The sequence below is a fragment of the Methylobacterium sp. 2A genome (genome assembly GCF_009806555.1).
Classification (GTDB): domain Bacteria; phylum Pseudomonadota; class Alphaproteobacteria; order Rhizobiales; family Beijerinckiaceae; genus Methylobacterium.
Map to the genome: position 1 here is coordinate 1 of NZ_VUOK01000052.1, position 17,036 is coordinate 17,036.

Consider the following 17,036-nt stretch of genomic DNA (forward strand, 5'->3'; position numbering starts at 1 on the left):
AGAGCCTCTCACAAAACTCCCGCTGCGCTGTCGCGGCCAGAGGGAAATATCCGGTGCTCGGGAGTTTTGTGAGGAGCTCTTAACCGGTCTTGTCCCGCCGGAGCCTGTCACCCGCGGGCAGGGTGATAGGGAACGGGTGACGACACATAGCCCCGGGGACAATCAAATATTGGCGGAGCAACGGTTTGCAACGCCAGAGCGAAGACTCGCAAGCCTAAGACTTAACGTTAAGCGGGATTTAAGACGTTGCGCCCATTCTTCACAGGGTCACCCCGAGCACGCACGCGGAGCGTCGGGCTCACGCGTTCAGTAAAGGAATTCTTATGGCCCGCTCCAAGCTCAACGCTTTGGTGCGTAGCCTGACGCTCGCGGCGAGCGTCGGCGCGCCCTGCCTCGCCGCTGCGGCGGACCTGCTGCCCCCGCCTCCGCCCCCGCCGCCCGAGCCGATCGAGGTCGGCGGCGGCTGGTACCTGCGCGGCGACGTGGGCGCCAGCGTCTACAACCGTCCGAAATACAGCACGGCCTACGATTACACCGGCTACCCGGATTCCAACCGCTCCTTCGGCAACGAGATCGGCGGCGGCGGCTTCGCGGGCGTCGGTGTCGGTTATCAGTTCACCCCGTTCTTCCGCGGCGACATCACCGGCGAATACCGTTACGCCACCGGCCTGCGCGGCAGCGAATACTACCGCGGCCCGGATTACGATGACGGCCTCGGCTCCTACGGCGTCAACAAGTCGAGCGGCAACTTCGATTCCGCCGTGGTGCTGGCCAACGCGTATTTCGACCTCGGCACGTGGTACGGCATCACGCCGTTCATCGGCGGCGGCGTCGGCTACGCCTTCAACCACGTCTCGTCCTATGCGACCAACCAGCAGTTCACCAGCCCGACCTACGGCTACGATTACGCCAACCCGATCTACGGCTGCGGTTGCGGAGCGCCCTCTTACAACTACAAGCCGGTCTACGACGCGAACGGCAATGCGGTCTACAACACCAACAGCGGCAGCAGGTTCTACAAGGACAAGTCGAGCGGCAGCTTCGCCTGGGCGCTCCATGCCGGTCTCGCCTACAACGTGACCGACGCGCTGAAGATCGAGCTGGCCTATCGCTACCTGAACCTCGGCAAGGCCGAGACCGGCGCCGGCACCGTGCCGTGCTGCACCGGCAGCCTGCAGGCGATCAAGGTGAAGGACATCGAAGCGCACGATGTGAAGATCGGCCTGCGCTACTACCTCGGCGGTGTCGTGGCGGCCCCGCTGCCCCCGCTGATGCCGGAGCCGGTCCCCGGCCCGCTCGTGCGCAAGTACTGATCGTACGGTCTGATCGCACCCCGATCTCATCACCGGACGGCGACGGCGCGGAGGCCCTCCGCGCCGTTTCGCGTTCCGGGACCGTCCGGTGATGCGGATGCAGCCGACGACATATCCGATGTTGATCGATGCCGTCCGAGAATTGGACGACGACACCGATAGAGCAGCATTGAAACAAGGAAATTCATATCGAGCAACGGATGATTAAGGTTACTCGACTATCACGGTGCTGAGGCTCGATCCGCCGCTTATCACGTCAGTTCCAGGACGATCCCGATGCGTACCGTCACCTTTCCGCTGCTGGCGGTTCTCGGTCTCTGCGGCGTCAACACCGCCCGGGCCGCCGATCTGGATTACGATTACCTGCGCGGTGCCGAGTACGATCCGGTTCCGGCCCCGGTCCGGGTGATCGACTGGAGCGGCGTGTATGTCGGCGGCCATGGCGGCTACACCTCGGCGGCGCTGGGTTTCAAGAATGCCCTTTCGCCGATGGTCTACCAACACTCGCACAATTCGACCGCGGAGACCGAATTCGGCGCCTCGTCCCTGTTGAGTCCGCCCTCAAAGCGCGTCGGCGCCATGAGCTTCGGGGCCTATGCGGGCTACAACGTCCAATACGACAGCTTCGTTTTCGGTATCGAGGGCGATTACACCAATTTCGGCCGCATGGGCTGGTCCGATAACACGATCGGGCTGACAAAGACCAATTCGCTGGGTCTGCAGGAGACCCTCAACATGTACGGGACGTCCGCGACGCGGATCAACGATTACGGAACGCTGCGCGCCCGCCTCGGCTATGCCATCGACTCGCTCATGCCGTACGTCACGGGTGGCGTCGCGATCGGCCGCGCCCGCATCGCGGAGACGCTCAATTACGCCGATACCGGCTTCGACGTCAGCGCGTACAACGCCAATCTCGCCGGGACGAAGACCTACATCAACACGATCAGCAACATCGCAAACGATCAGCGCTCGCGGACGAAGGTGGTGGCCGGCGTGGCGCTGGGGGCCGGCCTCGAATACGCGATCACGTCGAACATCCTCCTGCGCGCCGAGTATCAGTACGTTCTGTTCAGCGATTTCGACGGCCACAAGGTCAACCTGAACACCGTCCGGGCCGGCGCAGCCATCAAGTTCTGATGCCGCGCGTTCCGACGTTGCTTGCCGCCAGGAGCCTGTCCATGCGTGGTCGTCGCTGTCTCGCGGTCACCGCGGCCCTGCTCGTCGCGGGACCCGTCCTGGCATCCCCCGCCTGGACCGGGGACCGGCCCGGGCGGCGCGTCCTCCGCCACAGGGTCCTGGTGCGGCCCGTTCCGGTCATCCCGGTCGTCCCGCCGCCCGTGCTGGTGCGGGATTACCTGCCGCGCAACCACAATGTGCCCCTGTACAACGAGCCGCCCCGCTCCGCGCCGGCTTGGTGACGGCGATTTCCGATCGTGGTTCCGCGCGTCGATCAGGCTCGCGGGTTCCGGGTCGGTCGCGGTTGCCACCGCGTGTCCTGATAGAGATCGCCGACCCGGCCGGTGAGACCCGCCGAGGGGATCTCAAGCGGATCAGCGCTTCCCCTCACGTGCGGCCGAGAGCCCCGTCGCGTCGAGGATCAGTTACCGCCTCAGCTCTCCAGCTCGCTGTCCCAGTACAGGTAGTCGAGCCACGTGTGGTGATATTGCCGGTGGTCGAACTCGGGCTGGCGGTGGTGCAACTCGTAGCGGGTCGGCCGCCGGGGGGCGTTCATCAGCGGCATGTCGGCCTCGTCCGGGGTCCGGTTGGCCTTGCGCAGGTTGCAGGGCGAGCAGGCCGCCACGACGTTCTCCCAGCTCGACAGGCCGCCCCGGGAGCGCGGCACCACGTGGTCGAAGGTCAGGCCGCCCGAGGGCAGGCGCAGGCCGCAATACTGGCAGCTGAATCCGTCGCGCAGGTAGATGTTGTAGCGCGTGAAGGCCGGGCTGCGGGCCAGCGCCACGTAGTTCTTCAGCGCCACCACGCTGGGCACCCGCAGCGAGCGCGAGGGCGAGCGCGCCTCGACGTCGTAGCTCGCCACCAGGGTGACGCGGTCGAGGAACAGGGCCGTGAAAGCGTCCTTCCACGACCACAGGGAGAGCGGATTGTACGAGAGCGGCCGATAATCCGCGTTGAGGACGAGGGTTTGGAGATCCATCATCGGCGCGACTCTTCGGACTATCTCTGACGCGGATAACGCGCAGGACCGCGCCATCGCCCCGCCGACCCGTCCGAACCGGCCCGGGGCCGATACAGGACGGGCCGGCGCGCGACGCGTCGGCTTGGCGGGAAAAGACTTGGCGAGGAAAGACTTGGCGGGAGAGGTTGAGGGAACAACAGGGCGGCGGGCCGGCGCGCGGGGGCGCCAGTCGAGGCGGTCAGATCCGGAACGCGGCCGGGCCGGGCCGGCACGATCACCGGCCATGCCCTTCCGCGTGATGACGAAAAGGCCCTGTCCATCAGGTGTTCATCTAATCCCAGCGTGACACCCTTGTGAAGCTTTTCCCGCAGGGCCCAGGGACGCACCCACAGGACGCACCCGCGGCCCGTCTGCGCGGAGCCGGGGAGCCGCCGGATCCGCGGCCCGGGGTGGGCAGGGGCACGGTTTCGCCCTATTGCTCCCCCAGAGCGCCGGGCCGCCAGGAGGGCCGCCCGGTCCCCTATCGCCGCCGATTCGCCGATGCCGGATCCCGACCGCGCGTCCGGCGCGCCCGACGAGAGGTCGCCCATGATTCGTACGCCAGCGCGTACCCGCAGGCCGGAGAGCGGTGCCTGCCCGTGCCGCCTGCCCGTCCTGCGCGCCGCCCTGATGCTGGGCCTCTCGATGGCGGCGCCGCTGCCGGCCTGCGCCCAGGCGCCGGCTCAGGGACCTGCGCAAGGCCCCGCCCAAATCCCCGCCCAAATCCACGTCCAGGTGCCGGCCGGCAAGGCCACCGACACCAAGCCGACGGACGCCAAACCCGCCGAAACCAAGCCCGCGGCCGCCAAGCCCGCCGAGGCGAAGCCGGCCCCGGTGCAGACGGAGGTTCCGGAACAGTTCAAGGCGGTGCGGGCGAAGCTCGACGCCGCCAAGGCCGAGCTCGACGCCCGCGAGAAGCAGCTCGGGCACACCGACCTGACGGTGGCCGACCTCACGGCCATCCGCGACAGCGCCGTCACGGTCACCGACGAGATCCGCGGCCTGGTCACCCGGCTCGACGCGCCGCTCGAGGCCGCCCGCGAGCGGCTGGCCCAGCTCGGGCCGAAGCCCAAGGACGTCCAGGAAAGCCCGGAGGTCGCCGAGCAGCGCGCCGAGCGCGAGGCCGCCGTCACCCGGATCGACGAGACCCAGCGGCTGGCCCGCTCGCTGGTGGTGCAGGGCGACCAGATCGTCGACCGCGTCTCGAACCGCCGCCGCGAATCCTTCACCCGCGACCTGTTCCAGCGCTCCCAGCCGCTGATCGGCCCCGGCCTCTGGGCCAAGGTGATGGCCGACATCCCCCGGGACACGCGGGCGCTGCAGAGCGCGCTCTCCGACATCGGCCTGCTGTTCTCCCGCAACGGCAGCATCGGCAACCTGCTGTTCCTGGGGCTCGCCTTCGGGATCTCGGTGGCGCTGTATTTCGGGCGGCGCAACATCGCCCCCCGGGGCGCCCACCGGGACGTGGGCAAGACCGATCCGTCGCGGCGGGCGCGGCTGCTCGCCGCCTGGCGGGTGATCCTGCTCGGGACTGTGCCGGCGGTGGCGGGCTCCTACGCGGTCTACTACGCCCTCGACGCCACGAACCTCCTGCCGTCCCGGCTCCTGCCGGTGGCGGCCGCGATCTCCGGGGGCCTCGCCTTCATCGCCTTCGCGGAGGCGCTCTGCGACGGGCTGCTCAGCCCGGAGAAGCCGGCATGGCGCCCCGCCCCCGTGAGCGATGCGGCGGCCACGCGCCTGACGCGGCTCGCGGTCGGCATCGCCACGGTGGTGACGGTGGTGAAGTCCGTGGAGGCGCTCAATTCCGGGATCTCGGCCGCCCTGCCGATCTCGATCGCCACACGGGGCCTCGGCGCCGTGGCGACCGCCCTGATCCTGGCGATCGGCCTGCACCGCTTCGCCGATACCGAGCAGGAGGAGGAGGCCTGTTTCGGCCCCTACGTGCCGACCAAGACCACCACGGGCATCGGCGGCCCGGCCCGGCTCCTCGGCTGGGCCGCGGTCGGCGTGATCGGGCTCGGCGCGCTGGTGGGCTACGTCGCCTTCGCGACCTTCCTGATCGACCAGCTGATCTGGGCCGCCTGCATCCTGGTGCTGCTCTACCTGCTGGTCCAGAGCGTCGACATCTTCATCGGCCGCGCGCTGTCCGACGAGACGCGGCTCGCCACCGCACTCCAGGCCAATACCGGCCTGCGCAAGCGCTCGCTGAACCAGATCTCGGTCCTGGCGACCGGCGCCGCCCGGGTCGTGCTGTTCCTGACGGCGGCCCTGCTGGTGCTGGCGCCCTGGGGGCTCGATTCCACCGATATCGTGTCGTCGGTCCGGCAGGCCTTCTTCGGCTTCAAGGTCGGGGACGTGACGATCTCGCTGTCCAGCATCGCGCTGGGGATCGGCATCCTGGTGGTCGGCGTATTCATCACCAAGGGCGTGCAGCGCTGGCTGGAGAACACCTACCTGCCGGCGACCGACCTCGACGCGGGCCTGCGCAACTCGATCACCACGGTGGCGGGCTATTGCGGCTTCCTGCTCGCGCTGGCGCTCGCCTTCTCGTATCTGGGTCTGAGCCTCGAGAAGCTGACCCTGGTGGCCGGTGCCCTGTCGGTCGGTATCGGTTTCGGCCTGCAATCGATCGTCAACAACTTCGTCTCCGGCCTGCTGCTCCTGTGGGAGCGGCCGATCCGGGTCGGCGATCAGGTGGTGATCGGCGATTCCGAGGGCATCGTGAAGCGGATCTCGGTGCGCTCCACCGAGATCCAGACCTTCGACCGCTCGGCCGTGATCGTGCCGAACTCCAACCTGATCTCCGGGGTGGTGAAGAACCGGGTGCGCGGCGACCGCTCGGGGCGGGTGAGCATCACGGTCAGCGTCCTGCGCAACCAGGATCCGGTCCGGGCCGCCGAGATGATCACGGCCTGTGCCCAGGCCCATGCCGACGTGCTGCGGGATCCGCCACCCCGGGTGGTGTTCCGGAAGATCGGCGACCCGTTCCTGGAATTCGAGCTGCTCGTCTGGATCACCGACGTGAGCCTCGGCCTGAAGGTCCAGACCGACCTGAACTTTTCCGTGTTCTCGACCCTGGTGGAGGCGGGCTTCATCCCGCCGCTCGGCCCCGGCTCCAGCATCGTGACCGTGCAGGGGCTCGACACGATGCAGAGCGCCATGGGCGAGATCGCCAGCCGGTTCGGGCTGGCGGCACCGGCCGCAGCCCCCGCCGCCGAGGCCGGGGAGGGGGCCAGGGCGCAGCGGGACCGGACCCTGCGGAGCGCGGGCGGCTGAGGGGGCGGGTGCGGATCCGCCCGACCCTGCCTCAGGAGGAAGGCACCTTCTGTCGGCGCGCCCGGGCAGGCCGCAGGTCGAGATGTGCGCACGCGCCCTCGGCGGCGAGCATCACCCGCGTCCCGGTCCGCTTCAACAGGCCGGCCCTTTCCAGAGCCGCCACGTCGTCGTGCACGCGCCGGTAATTCCGGCCGAGCGCGCCCGCCAGCGCGTTGATCGAGTCGGCTGGCCCGGCCGCCAGGGCCTCCAGCAATGCGATGCGGGCCGCCGAGAAGGTCTTGAGGAAAGTCGCCCAATTCTCGAACGTGACGACGCGTTCGGGCTCCACGGCTTCGCCGGCCTCCGCGCGCCGCACCGCCGAGAGGAAACGCGCCCGCATATCCTCCACCGACCCACCGATGACGAACGTTATCTCGCCGCTCATCTCGCCGCTCATAGAGTACCTCCACGCAGCCTTCCGACTTCGGTCAGAAAATCGTCCCGCAACGTCTCGAACGTCGTGAACAGGTAGGGCGTCTCCTCCGCACCGCGATGGACGTGATCACCCTTACCCGCCTCGTTGTCATAGGCCAGGATCCGCTGACCCTGACGGTCATAGAACAGCGAGTATTTGAAGCCGTGCACCGAACCGGGCACCCGGTCGGGAGGCTGAAGTTCCCACAGCTTGAGCTGAAGGATCATACCATCCGCGAAGACCTTTTTGTCGTCGAGTAGAAGTCGCGCACGCGCCATGGATGACGAGGATGCAGGAACGGGTATGACATCAAATGTCATATCACGTCGACCTGTGATTCTGACACGGGGTGCGGTTCGATCCGACCCTGCCTATATCGCTCGGGCATCCAAGCCGGTTGCCGCAGCAGGGATTCTCGGAAGCGTGAGCGGACGAAGCGTGAGACGGGGCCTGGAGCGGGCGGCCGGTATCCTGATCCCAGCCCTGGTTCCGGCGCTCCTCGGGGCCTGCGCGGCCCAGGCACCCGCCTCCTCGGCCCTGCCGAGCATCTACCTGCCGCTCGCCAACGACAGCGCGCATATCGACGTGGAGGCGGCCCGGGACATGATCGCGTCCTACCGCCGCAACCACGGCGCGGCGCCGCTCACCGTCGATCCGGAATTGCAGCGGCTGGCCGAGGCCGAGGCGGCCGCGATGGCGCTCGCCGACCGGCCGAGCCGGGCGCAGACCGTCAAGGCCGCGGTGGAGCGGCTCGGCTATGCGGACGTGAACGCCAACCTCTCGGCCGGCTACCACACCCTGGCCGAGGCCTTCTCCGGCTGGCGCGAGAGCGCCCCGCACGACGCCACGATGCGCAACCCGAAGGCGACCCGGATGGGGATCGCCACCGCCTACGCGCCGGGCTCGAAGTACAAGGTCTACTGGGCGCTGCTCACGGCCCGATAGCGTCGCACCCTATGGCAGCCCCTTCACGTTCGGCACCGGCGGCGCTTCCTTGAGCAGCGTCACCGTCACCCGCCGGTTGGCCGCCAGGTAGGGGTTGTCGGGGAACATCGGCTCGGTGTCGGCCTTGCCGGTGACCGAAGCGAACCGGTCGTCCGGTATCCCGGACCCCGCCAGGATCTCCCGGACGCTCACCGCGCGCCCCGCCGACAGCGCCCAGGGTGGGGCCGCCGGGCGCTGGCCGGGCCGGTCGGTGGCGGTGAAGCCCGTGATGGCGATGCGGTTCGGCATCTGGCGCAAAGCCGGGCCGAGCTTCTCCAGCAGGCGCCGGGTGCGGTCGTCGGGCCGGGTCGAGCCCTCCGGGAACATCGAGCGCCCGTCCTGGTCGACGATCGACACGTCGAGCCCCTGCTCGGTCCGGGCGATGATGATGTTCTTCGACAGCTCGGCGAAGTCCGGCATGCTCTGCAGGGCCTGGCGCAGGGAAGCCGCCGCGAGGCCGAAATTCTCCGGCTCGCCCATGTCGGGCAGGCCGAACGCGCTGCGCGTGTCGCGCCGCGGCGGCGTGGTCCGGTCGGTGGCCTGATCGGGGGGCACGTCCCGCAGGTTCTTCAGGTGGTCGGCGGCCGGCAGGCCCTCCAACTCGATGATGCCGGCGAATTTCGAGTCCTTGTTGACGCCGAAGGCGTCGCGCATGGAGCCCGCCACCAGCTGCATCTTCTTCTGGTCCTGCGTGGAATACGCCGCCACCATCACGAAGAAGCTCATCAGCAGCGCCATCAGGTCGGCGAAGGTGACGAACCAGCCGTGGCCGCCATGCGCGCCGCCGCGCTTCCTCCGGGCCATCTCAGGCGGCCTGCTCCATCAGCGCGTCGCGATGGTTGTGCGGCAGGTAGGCGACCAGCATCTCGCGCACCAGCGTCGGGCTCTTCTGGTCGCGGATCATCAGGATGCCGTCGATGATCAGCGAGCGCGACACGTCCTCCTCCTCCAGCTTCACGTGCAGCTTGTCGGCGAGCGGCAGGGTGACGAGGTTGGCGATCACGGCGCCGTAGAGGGTGGCGAGCAGCGCCGTCGCCATGGCGGGGCCGAGCTTCGAGGGGTCCGACATGTTGGCGAACATCGCCACCATGCCGAGGATGGTGCCGACCATGCCCCAGGCCGGGGCACAGTCGCCGAAGGCCCGATAGACCTTCGAGCCCTCGTCGAGATGCATCAGGAAGTTGTCGCGGTCCCGCTCCATCGTGTCGCGGATGAACTCGCGGTCGTAGCCGTCGGCGATGTAGCGCGCTCCCTGAGCCAGGAACGGGTCGGAGATCTCCATGTTCTCGAGCGCGATGGGCCCGCTCTTGCGGACCACGTCGGCGATCTGGGTGATCTCCTCGATCAGCTCCTGCGGCTTCACCGAGCGCATCATGAAGGCGTAGCGCAGGCCCATCGGCAGGCCGTGCAGGATCACCGAGAACGGGAAGCGGATCATCGTGGCCGCGGTGGCGCCGCCGAACACCACCACCACCGCGTGCTCCGAGGCATAGGCGCCGAAATGGCCGCCATCGAGCATGATCAGCCCGATCACGACGCCGAGGCCCGAGAGCAGGCCGAGTGCGGTTGCGAGATCCATGGAGCGGATGAACGACGCCGAATCGTTGAAAAACCGGAACCCGGGGCCGGGAACGGCCAGGCTAACCCCAGCGCTCGGAAATCGCGCTGAACGAACAGTTAAGGCGGTCCGTCGGAGCCTGTATCGGTCCGTCATCGCCCGTTCAGGCGGACGCTGGCATACACCTGTCGTACGAGGGGTTTGGCGGCAGGAACGGCGAAGCTGCCGGCCGGCCGGGCCCCGTTGAGAGATGGCGCAGGACCCGGGTCACACGGGCCGCGCCAGGGGTGGCGGAGCGGTACGATGGTTCGTCTGTACGGGCGGGTCCTGGGCTTTCTGAAGGCGGAGCGGCGGCTGGCGATCGGCCTGGCGGCGACCAACGTCGTGCTGGCCATCGCGGCCTTCGCCGAGCCCCTGCTGATGGGGCGGATCATCGATCAGCTGACCCATCTCCAGCGCGGCGGCAACGCGATGGGCACGATGCTGCCGCTGCTGGCCGCCTGGGTGGCGTTCGGCTTCTTCACCATCGCGGCGGGGGTGTTCATCGCGCTCCACGCCGACCGGCTGGCCCACCGCAACCGCCTGTCGGCGATGGCGAGCTACTTCGAGCACGTGCTCGATCTGCCGCTCGCCTTCCACTCGGCCAACCATTCTGGCCGCGTCCTGAAGGCGATGCTGGAGGGCACGAACGGCATGGCGTGGCTGTGGCTCGGCTTCTTCCGCGACCATCTGGTCGCGCTGGTCTCGCTCGGCGTGCTGCTGCCGATGACCCTGTTCATCAACTGGCAGCTCGGCGCGATCCTCGTGGTGCTGGTGCTGGCCTTCACCGGGCTCACCACCTTCGTGATGCGCCGGACCGAGACGCTCCAGGGCCAGGTCGAGGAATTCAATTCGGGGCTCGCCGCCCACGCCTCGGACGCGCTGGGCAACGTCGCGGTGATCCAGTCCTTCACCCGCGCCAAGGCCGAGAAGGACGCGATGCGCGGCATCATCACCAACCTGCTCGCCGCGCAGATCCCGGTCCTGTCCTGGTGGGCGCTCGCCAACGTGGCGACCCGGGCGTCTGCGACCATCACCATGACGGCGATCTTCGTCACCGGCATCTGGCTCTATCAGGCGGGTACCACCACGGTGGGCGAGGTCGTGGCCTTCATGAGCCTCGCCACCGCCTTCGTGGCCCGGCTCGACCACGTGGTCGGCTTCGTCAACGGCCTGTTCCAGCAGGCCCCGAAGATCGCCGAGTTCTTCGAGATCTACGACACCGTCCCGGCGGTGGCCGACCGGCCGCAGGCCCGGCAGGTGGCGCGGTTCACGGGCGCGGTGACCTTCGAGGACGTGACCTTCTCGTATGACGGCACGCGGCGGGCGCTCGACGGCGTCTCGTTCACGGCCCGTCCCGGCGAGACGATCGCGCTCGTCGGCACCACCGGCTCGGGCAAGTCGACGACGCTCGGCCTCCTGCACCGCAGCTTCGACCCGGCCTCCGGCGCGATCCGCATCGACGACATGGATGTCCGCGACATCGGCCTCGCGAGCCTGCGGCACAATATCGGCGTGGTGTTCCAGGAGCCGATGCTGTTCGCCCGCTCGATCCGCGAGAACCTGCAGGTCGGCTGCCCCGACGCCACGGATGCCGAGATGCTCGACGCCCTGGAGCGCGCCCAGGCCAGCGCCTTCCTGGCGCGCCAGCCCAACGGGCTCGACACGGTGATCGGCGAGCGCGGCCGGTCGCTCTCGGGGGGCGAGCGCCAGCGGCTCTCGATCGCCCGGGCGCTCCTGAAGAACCCGCCGATCCTGATCCTCGACGAGGCGACCTCGGCGCTCGACGCCGCCACCGAGCGCAAGCTCCAGGGGGCGCTGGAGGCGGTGATGGCGGGGCGGACCACCTTCGTGATCGCCCACCGCCTCGCCACGATCCGCGATGCCGACCGGATCCTGGTGTTCCACGAGGGCCGGATCGTCGAGGCCGGCACCTTCGACCAGCTGGTGGCCCAGGACGGCCGCTTCGCCGAGCTCGCCCGAGCGCAGTTCATGGCGGCCGAGGCGGAGGACGAGGAGGGGCTGGCGCTGGCGGCGTGAGGATCGCCGCCGGCTGCAAGCCCTGCATTTGAGGATGATGCACGAGTTCCCCCCCCCCTTCAGGAGAGGGGACCAGCGCCTTATTCGGCTGCCACTGAGCCTTGCACGGCGTGCCAATCCGGTCGCCCCACGGGAGAGGGCCTATCGCGTCCGGCAGAATGCGGTGGCTACGCCAACCCGATCCGCGCGAAGAACCCCGCGATCTCGTCCGCGGCCCGGTCCGGATCCTCCCGATGCGGGAAGTGCCCGACGCCGGAAAACGGCGCCAGATCCAGGTCCGAAAAGGTCTCGCCCAGGCGGTCGGTCCAGGCATAGGGGAAGATCGGGTCGTGCTCGGCCCAGCGCACGCAGGTCGGCACCGTGATCGGCGGCAGGGGCGGGGCCTCGCCCTTGAGCATCGCCACCCGCCCGGCATGGGCCGCCCGGTAATGCGCGAAGCCGCCCGCGAGGTTTCCGGGTTTCCAGTACGCATCCACGAAGGCGTCGAGCACCGGATCGAACGCGTCCTTCCGGTGCGACCAGTGGCGCAGGAAGTGGCCGATATAGGCGGCGCAGCTCTCGCGGCTCGCGCCGACCAGCTGCACGGCCAGATCCATCTGGTTGAAGGACTGGTACCAGATCTCGTTCAGGCGGTCCGGCGCGCCGAGGCGCGGGCCGATCCCCGGATAGACGAAATCGAACAGGACCAGCCCGGCGCAAAGCTCCGGGTTCGCCCGGGCGAGCGCCTGGATCACCGCCCCGCCGACATCGTGCCCGACGATGCCGGCCCGCGCGATCCCGAGCGCGTCGAGGAGCGCCACCATGTCGGCGGCGTGGTCCGGCGGCCCGAAGGGTCCCGCCGGCTTGTCGCTGTCGCCGAAGCCGCGCAGGTCCGGGGCGATCAGCGTGTAGCGGTCCGCGAGCCGCGCCATCACCGGCTCCCAGGTCAGCCAGAATTCCGGCCAGCCATGGAGCAGCAGCAGCGGCGCCCCGGTGCCGCAGCGCGCGACGTGGAGGTCCGCCCCGTTCGCGCGGATCCTCAGGTGTTCGATTCCGTCCATTTGCCCTCCATTTCGGCCCGGCGCGCCAGCATCCGCGCCTGCAATCGGCTGCGGCGGGCGGCGATCACCGTGCCGTTGATCTCGCCGCCGAACAGGAACATGGCGGCGAGCCAGTAGAGGAACACCAGGAACACCATCGCGGTGGCCAGGCCCCCGTAGGTCGACGCGTAGGCGTTCGAGAACCGGTCGAGATAGTAGCCGAAGCCGAGGCCCGCGAAGAACCACAGCACCAGCGTCACCCCGATCCCCGGCAGCACCGACAGGATCGAGCGCCGCCCCGCCGCCACGAACTTGTGGGCGATCACCAGGATCACGGCGAGCAGCAGCGCGGTGATGGCGATCCGCCCGATCGCCACGGTGAGGCTCAGGGGCTCCAGCCCCGGCGCCACCAGCACGACGTTGCGCCAGATCAGCGGCCCCAGCACCACGAGCAGCGCGAAGGCCAGCATCGCGAAGGCGCCGCAGATCACGTAGCCGATCGATTCGAGCCGGGTCAGCCACCAGGGCCGGCCCTCGCGCAGGCCATAGGCCCGGTTCAGCCCGACCCGCAGGCTCTCGACCCCCGAGGATGAGAAGTAGAGGGCGAACAGCGCGCCGAGCGTCAGCACGCCGCGGCGCTGCTCGGTGAGCACCCGGTGCACCTCGCCCACGATCGGCTTGGCGATCTCCCGCGGCCACGCGTCGAAGATCAGCACACCCGCCTCGTCGGCGAGGGACTGCGTGCCGAACAGGCCGGCCAGGGCGGCGAGCAGGATCAGGAACGGGAACAGCGACGTCAGGGTCGAGAGCGCGATGTGGCTCGCGATCGCCCAGCCGTCATGGGAGACGAAGCGCTGTGCCGCCACGCCCATGACCTGCAATCCGTTGCGGAGGGGTTTCACGATGCTCTGACGATCCTCTGGCGAAACAGCGCGCCGATGAACGGCGCCGGGGCCGGCCCGTCAACGCCGTCGACGCGATCCGGTCCCGAACACGACCAGGATGACGCACGGCCGCGCCGCCTCGCCATTGCGACTCGCGGGCCGGATGCGCCTTAGATACGGCCATGCTGACATCCTCACGACCGCCGACGCGCGCGGCCAGCGTCCTCCCGACCCTGTTCGTGCCGATCTGGGCGACCGGCTTCATCTCCGCCCGCGCCGTGGTGCCGCACGCGGACCCGCTGGCCTTTACGGCTTTGCGCTTCACCGCGGTCGCCCTGGTGCTGGCGGGGATCGCGGTCGCGTCGCGCGTGCGCTGGCCGGCGGACCGGGCGGGCTGGCGCGATCCCGTCATCGCGGGCTTCCTGATGCAGGGCATCTACCTGTCGGGCGTCTTCTGGGCGGTGAGCCACGGGCTGCCGGCCGGGATCGCGGCCCTCGTCGGCAGCCTCCAGCCGCTGCTGACCGCGCTCCTGGCGCAGCCCCTGCTCGGCGAGCGCGTCAGCCCGCGGCGGGCGCTCGGCATCCTGATGGGCTTCGCCGGGGCGGGGCTCGTGCTGGCCCCCAAGCTCGGCGCCGCCGATCCCTCGGGCATCCCGCCGCTGGCGCTGGCGGTCAGCTTCCTGGCGGTCCTGTCGCTGACGCTCGGCACCCTCTGGCAGAAGCGCACCGGCGGCGGGGTCGATCTGCTCGCCGGGGCGACGCTCCAGTTCGTGGGCGGCATGGCCTGCGCGATCCCCCTGGCGCTCGCCTTCGGCAGCGCGCAGTTCGAGCCGGTGGCGCCCCTCTGGGCCGGGCTCGCCTGGGCGGTCCTGATCAACTCGGTGGCCGGCATCCTGCTGCTGCTGGCGCTGATCCGGCGGGGGGCGGTGGCGGGGGTGGCGGCCCTGTTCTTCCTCGTGCCGCCGGTGGCGGCCGTGCTCGGCTACCTGTTGTTCGGCGAGGTGCTGACGCCGCTCCAGGGCGCCGGCATGGCGCTGGCCGCCCTCGGGGTCGCGGTGGCGAGCCGGGGCTGAGAGCCTTCGGCCCGGGTTCCCCAAGGGCGAGCCCTTGGGCGGGTTTTCAGGGCGGAGCCCTGAAGCTCGGTTTCCCAGGGCTCTGCCCTGGACCCGCGAAAGGGCTCGCCCTTTCGAAACCCTGACCGGGGCCTGCGACCGCAGGGTCCGGAAACCCTTCGCCGCCTCGCGGTTTGATGCGCGCGGGTCGCGACGGCCCGGGCCGGCACCGAGCGCGATACGCATGGACCAGGACAAGCCCCGCGAGATCCGCCTCGCCCTCGACGCGATTCCCCTCGGCGGCAAGGCCGAGGGCAAGGCGGGCGACGACGCGGTCCTGTTCGTGCGCGACGCGGACGGCGTGCGCGCCTTCCAGGCCAAGTGCCCGCATCTCGGGGCGCCGCTCGCCAAGGGCGAAATCTGCGGCGGCCGGCTCTACTGCCCGTGGCACAAGGCGGCCTTCGCGCTCGCCGACGGCAGCCTGGAGGAGCCGCCGGCGCTGGAAGCCCTGACCCGCTATCCCGTCCGGATCGAGGGCGGCGAGGCGGTGGCGACGCTCACCCCCGAACCGGCCCCGGCCAAGCACGCCGCGGCACCGGTGGACCATGTCCTGATCGTCGGCACCGGCGCGGCGTCCGTCGCCTGCGTGACGACCCTGCGCCGCGAAGGGTTTTCGGGCCGGATCACGATGGTCGGCCGCGAGGCGCATCCGCCCTACGACCGGACCAAGCTGTCCAAGCAGTTCCTGGCCAAGCCCACGCCGCCGGAAAAGACCCTGCTGGAGCCGGATTTCGCCGCCGCCCACCAGGTCGAACGGATCGAGGCCGAGGCCACCCGGATCGATCCGGCCGGCCGCAGCGTCACCCTGGCGGACGGGCGCACGCTCACCGGCGATGCGCTGCTGATCGCCACCGGCAGCCGCGCCGTGGTGCCGGATTTCGAGGGCAAGGACCGCGACGGCGTGATGACGCTGCGCAGCCTCGACGACGCCGTGCGGCTCAGCGAGGCCGCCGAGGAGGCCAAGCGCGTCGTGGTGATCGGGGCGGGCTTCATCGGCCTGGAGGCCGCGGCCTTCCTGACCAAGCGCGGCCTCTCGGTGACGGTCCTGTCCCGGGAGGAGATCCCCTTCGCCAAGCGGTTCGGCGAGGCGGTGGGCGCGGCGCTCAAGCGCTACCATGCCGGCAACGGCGTCACCTTCGTGACCGGCAGCGTCGCCCGGATCGCCGGCGATGGCCGCGTCACCGCGGTCGAGACCGAGGACGGCGCGAGCCTGCCGGCCGACCTCGTCCTGATCGGCGCCGGGGCCGCCCCGGAGACCGGACTCGTCGCCGGAGTCGAGCCCGATGACAAGGGCGGGATCCGGGTGGGCGCCGACCTCAGGCTCGCCGAGCGGGTCTGGATTGCCGGCGACATCGCGGCCTTTCCGGAGCACGGCAGCGGCGTCACGGCGCGGATCGAGCACTGGCGCCTCGCGCAGCAGCACGGCACCCACGCCGCCCGGGCGATCCTGGGGGCGCAGGGCGGCTTCTCCGGTGCGCCGTTCTTCTGGAGCAACCAGGGCGACAAGCGCCTCGACTACGGCGGCTACGCGCCGGATTTCGAGCGCATCATCATGCAGGGCGACCCTGCGGCGCTCGATTTCATCGCCTATTACGTCCGGGAGGGCCGGGTGATCGCGGCCTGCAGCGTCGGCCGCAACAAGCCCTTCACGGCGTTCCTGCACCTGCTGGGCGAGGGCCGCGCGCCGAGCCCGGAGGCGATCGAGGGCGGTGCCGATTGGGCCGCACGGGTGTGATGGAACCCGCGCCCGCACCCGCGCCTTTCGCCTGACGGTGCCCGCCGTCCGAGAAGCCGGGCCGAGCCGGGAGGCTTCATGAACCAGATCCTCGTCGTCGCGCTCATCTGCGCCGCCTCGGTCCAGGCCCCGGACTGCTCGCGCGAGACCGCCATCGACGTGGTCACGGGCCCGGCCCACACGCTTCAGGAATGCCTGATCCAGGGGCCGGTGCTCGCCGCCAATGCCGGCTTCAAGGGCGAGGACGGTGCCTACGTGAAGACGCGCTGCGAGCAGAAGCGGTGAGGCTCGCGGGGGACGCAGACGATCACCGGGTAGGCTGAATGGCAGCCGCCTCTCTCCCTCCCCCGCAAAATCTTGCCAGGAGATGGAGGCGTAAACCCCGGTGCGATCTGGCATTCCAAGTCGAACGGGCTCTTGCCGAAAGGGCTGGTCTTCAACTT

General features: G+C 69.7%; 16 protein-coding genes. 9 read left to right on the top strand and 7 right to left on the bottom strand.

Annotation, left to right across the window (positions count from 1 at the left end):
• The first annotated feature begins 323 nt into the window (after positions 1-323).
• The 3 genes from FVE89_RS22820 (at position 324) to FVE89_RS22830 (ending at position 2,734) form a co-directional block, all read left to right on the top strand.
• Positions 324-1,313, top strand: a complete 990-nt coding sequence (locus tag FVE89_RS22820) for an outer membrane beta-barrel protein (RefSeq protein WP_160536562.1) — start codon at positions 324-326, stop codon at positions 1,311-1,313.
• A 276-nt stretch (positions 1,314-1,589) separates the two neighbouring features.
• Positions 1,590-2,453, top strand: a complete 864-nt coding sequence (locus tag FVE89_RS22825) for an outer membrane beta-barrel protein (RefSeq protein ID WP_160536563.1) — start codon at positions 1,590-1,592, stop codon at positions 2,451-2,453.
• 41 nt (positions 2,454-2,494) lie between these two features.
• Complete coding sequence (locus FVE89_RS22830) at positions 2,495-2,734, top strand: hypothetical protein (protein ID WP_160536564.1); 240 nt, start codon at positions 2,495-2,497, stop codon at positions 2,732-2,734.
• Positions 2,735-2,925: 191 nt separating this feature from the next.
• Here the strand turns inward: FVE89_RS22830 and FVE89_RS22835 are convergent, their stop codons facing one another.
• Entirely contained in the window at positions 2,926-3,474 is a 549-nt protein-coding gene (locus FVE89_RS22835) for an HNH endonuclease (RefSeq protein ID WP_160536565.1), read from the bottom strand.
• Between the two features lie 567 nt (positions 3,475-4,041).
• Between FVE89_RS22835 and FVE89_RS22840 the strand changes: the two genes are divergently transcribed.
• Positions 4,042-6,768, top strand: a complete 2,727-nt coding sequence (locus FVE89_RS22840; RefSeq protein WP_160536566.1) for a DUF3772 domain-containing protein — start codon at positions 4,042-4,044, stop codon at positions 6,766-6,768.
• 31 nt (positions 6,769-6,799) lie between these two features.
• Here FVE89_RS22840 and FVE89_RS22845 read toward each other — a convergent pair whose 3' ends face one another.
• Both FVE89_RS22845 and FVE89_RS22850 read right to left on the bottom strand, forming a co-directional pair.
• The gene (locus FVE89_RS22845; RefSeq protein WP_160536567.1) at positions 6,800-7,192 is read right to left on the bottom strand and encodes a hypothetical protein; all 393 of its coding nucleotides are present in this window, start codon (positions 7,190-7,192) and stop codon (positions 6,800-6,802) included.
• A gap of 8 nt (positions 7,193-7,200) precedes the next feature.
• A complete protein-coding gene (locus FVE89_RS22850) occupies positions 7,201-7,542 on the bottom strand; it encodes a DUF6516 family protein (protein WP_342389726.1) in 342 nt (113 codons plus the stop codon).
• Between the two features lie 148 nt (positions 7,543-7,690).
• Here FVE89_RS22850 and FVE89_RS22855 point away from each other — a divergent pair, with 148 nt between their 5' ends.
• A complete protein-coding gene (locus FVE89_RS22855) occupies positions 7,691-8,167 on the top strand; it encodes a CAP domain-containing protein (protein WP_160536680.1) in 477 nt (158 codons plus the stop codon).
• Between the two features lie 9 nt (positions 8,168-8,176).
• On the opposite strand, the gene FVE89_RS22860 is transcribed toward FVE89_RS22855, so the two are convergent.
• Both FVE89_RS22860 and FVE89_RS22865 read right to left on the bottom strand, forming a co-directional pair.
• Positions 8,177-9,010: a flagellar motor protein MotB gene (locus FVE89_RS22860; RefSeq protein ID WP_160536568.1), complete on the bottom strand. Its 834-nt coding sequence runs from the start codon at positions 9,008-9,010 to the stop codon at positions 8,177-8,179.
• A gap of 1 nt (position 9,011) precedes the next feature.
• Positions 9,012-9,785 carry a MotA/TolQ/ExbB proton channel family protein gene (locus tag FVE89_RS22865; RefSeq protein ID WP_160536569.1) on the bottom strand — a complete coding sequence of 258 codons (774 nt, stop codon included), beginning with the start codon at positions 9,783-9,785 and terminating at the stop codon, positions 9,012-9,014.
• A 282-nt stretch (positions 9,786-10,067) separates the two neighbouring features.
• On the opposite strand from FVE89_RS22865, the gene FVE89_RS22870 reads away from it, so the two are divergent.
• Positions 10,068-11,843: a glucan ABC transporter ATP-binding protein/ permease gene (locus FVE89_RS22870; protein ID WP_160536570.1), complete on the top strand. Its 1,776-nt coding sequence runs from the start codon at positions 10,068-10,070 to the stop codon at positions 11,841-11,843.
• 167 nt (positions 11,844-12,010) lie between these two features.
• Here the strand turns inward: FVE89_RS22870 and FVE89_RS22875 are convergent, their stop codons facing one another.
• Positions 12,011-12,883 carry an alpha/beta hydrolase gene (locus FVE89_RS22875; protein WP_202131018.1) on the bottom strand — a complete coding sequence of 291 codons (873 nt, stop codon included), beginning with the start codon at positions 12,881-12,883 and terminating at the stop codon, positions 12,011-12,013.
• Complete coding sequence (locus tag FVE89_RS22880) at positions 12,862-13,734, bottom strand: YihY/virulence factor BrkB family protein (RefSeq protein ID WP_160536681.1); 873 nt, start codon at positions 13,732-13,734, stop codon at positions 12,862-12,864. Before FVE89_RS22880 ends, FVE89_RS22875 begins: the two co-directional genes overlap by 22 nt.
• A gap of 194 nt (positions 13,735-13,928) precedes the next feature.
• On the opposite strand from FVE89_RS22880, the gene FVE89_RS22885 reads away from it, so the two are divergent.
• The 3 genes from FVE89_RS22885 (at position 13,929) to FVE89_RS22895 (ending at position 16,878) form a co-directional block, all read left to right on the top strand.
• Positions 13,929-14,819: a DMT family transporter gene (locus FVE89_RS22885; protein WP_160536571.1), complete on the top strand. Its 891-nt coding sequence runs from the start codon at positions 13,929-13,931 to the stop codon at positions 14,817-14,819.
• A 223-nt stretch (positions 14,820-15,042) separates the two neighbouring features.
• A complete protein-coding gene (locus FVE89_RS22890; protein WP_160536572.1) occupies positions 15,043-16,593 on the top strand; it encodes an FAD-dependent oxidoreductase in 1,551 nt (516 codons plus the stop codon).
• Positions 16,594-16,671: 78 nt separating this feature from the next.
• A complete protein-coding gene (locus FVE89_RS22895) occupies positions 16,672-16,878 on the top strand; it encodes a hypothetical protein (RefSeq protein ID WP_160536573.1) in 207 nt (68 codons plus the stop codon).
• The last annotated feature ends 158 nt before the right edge of the window (positions 16,879-17,036 follow it).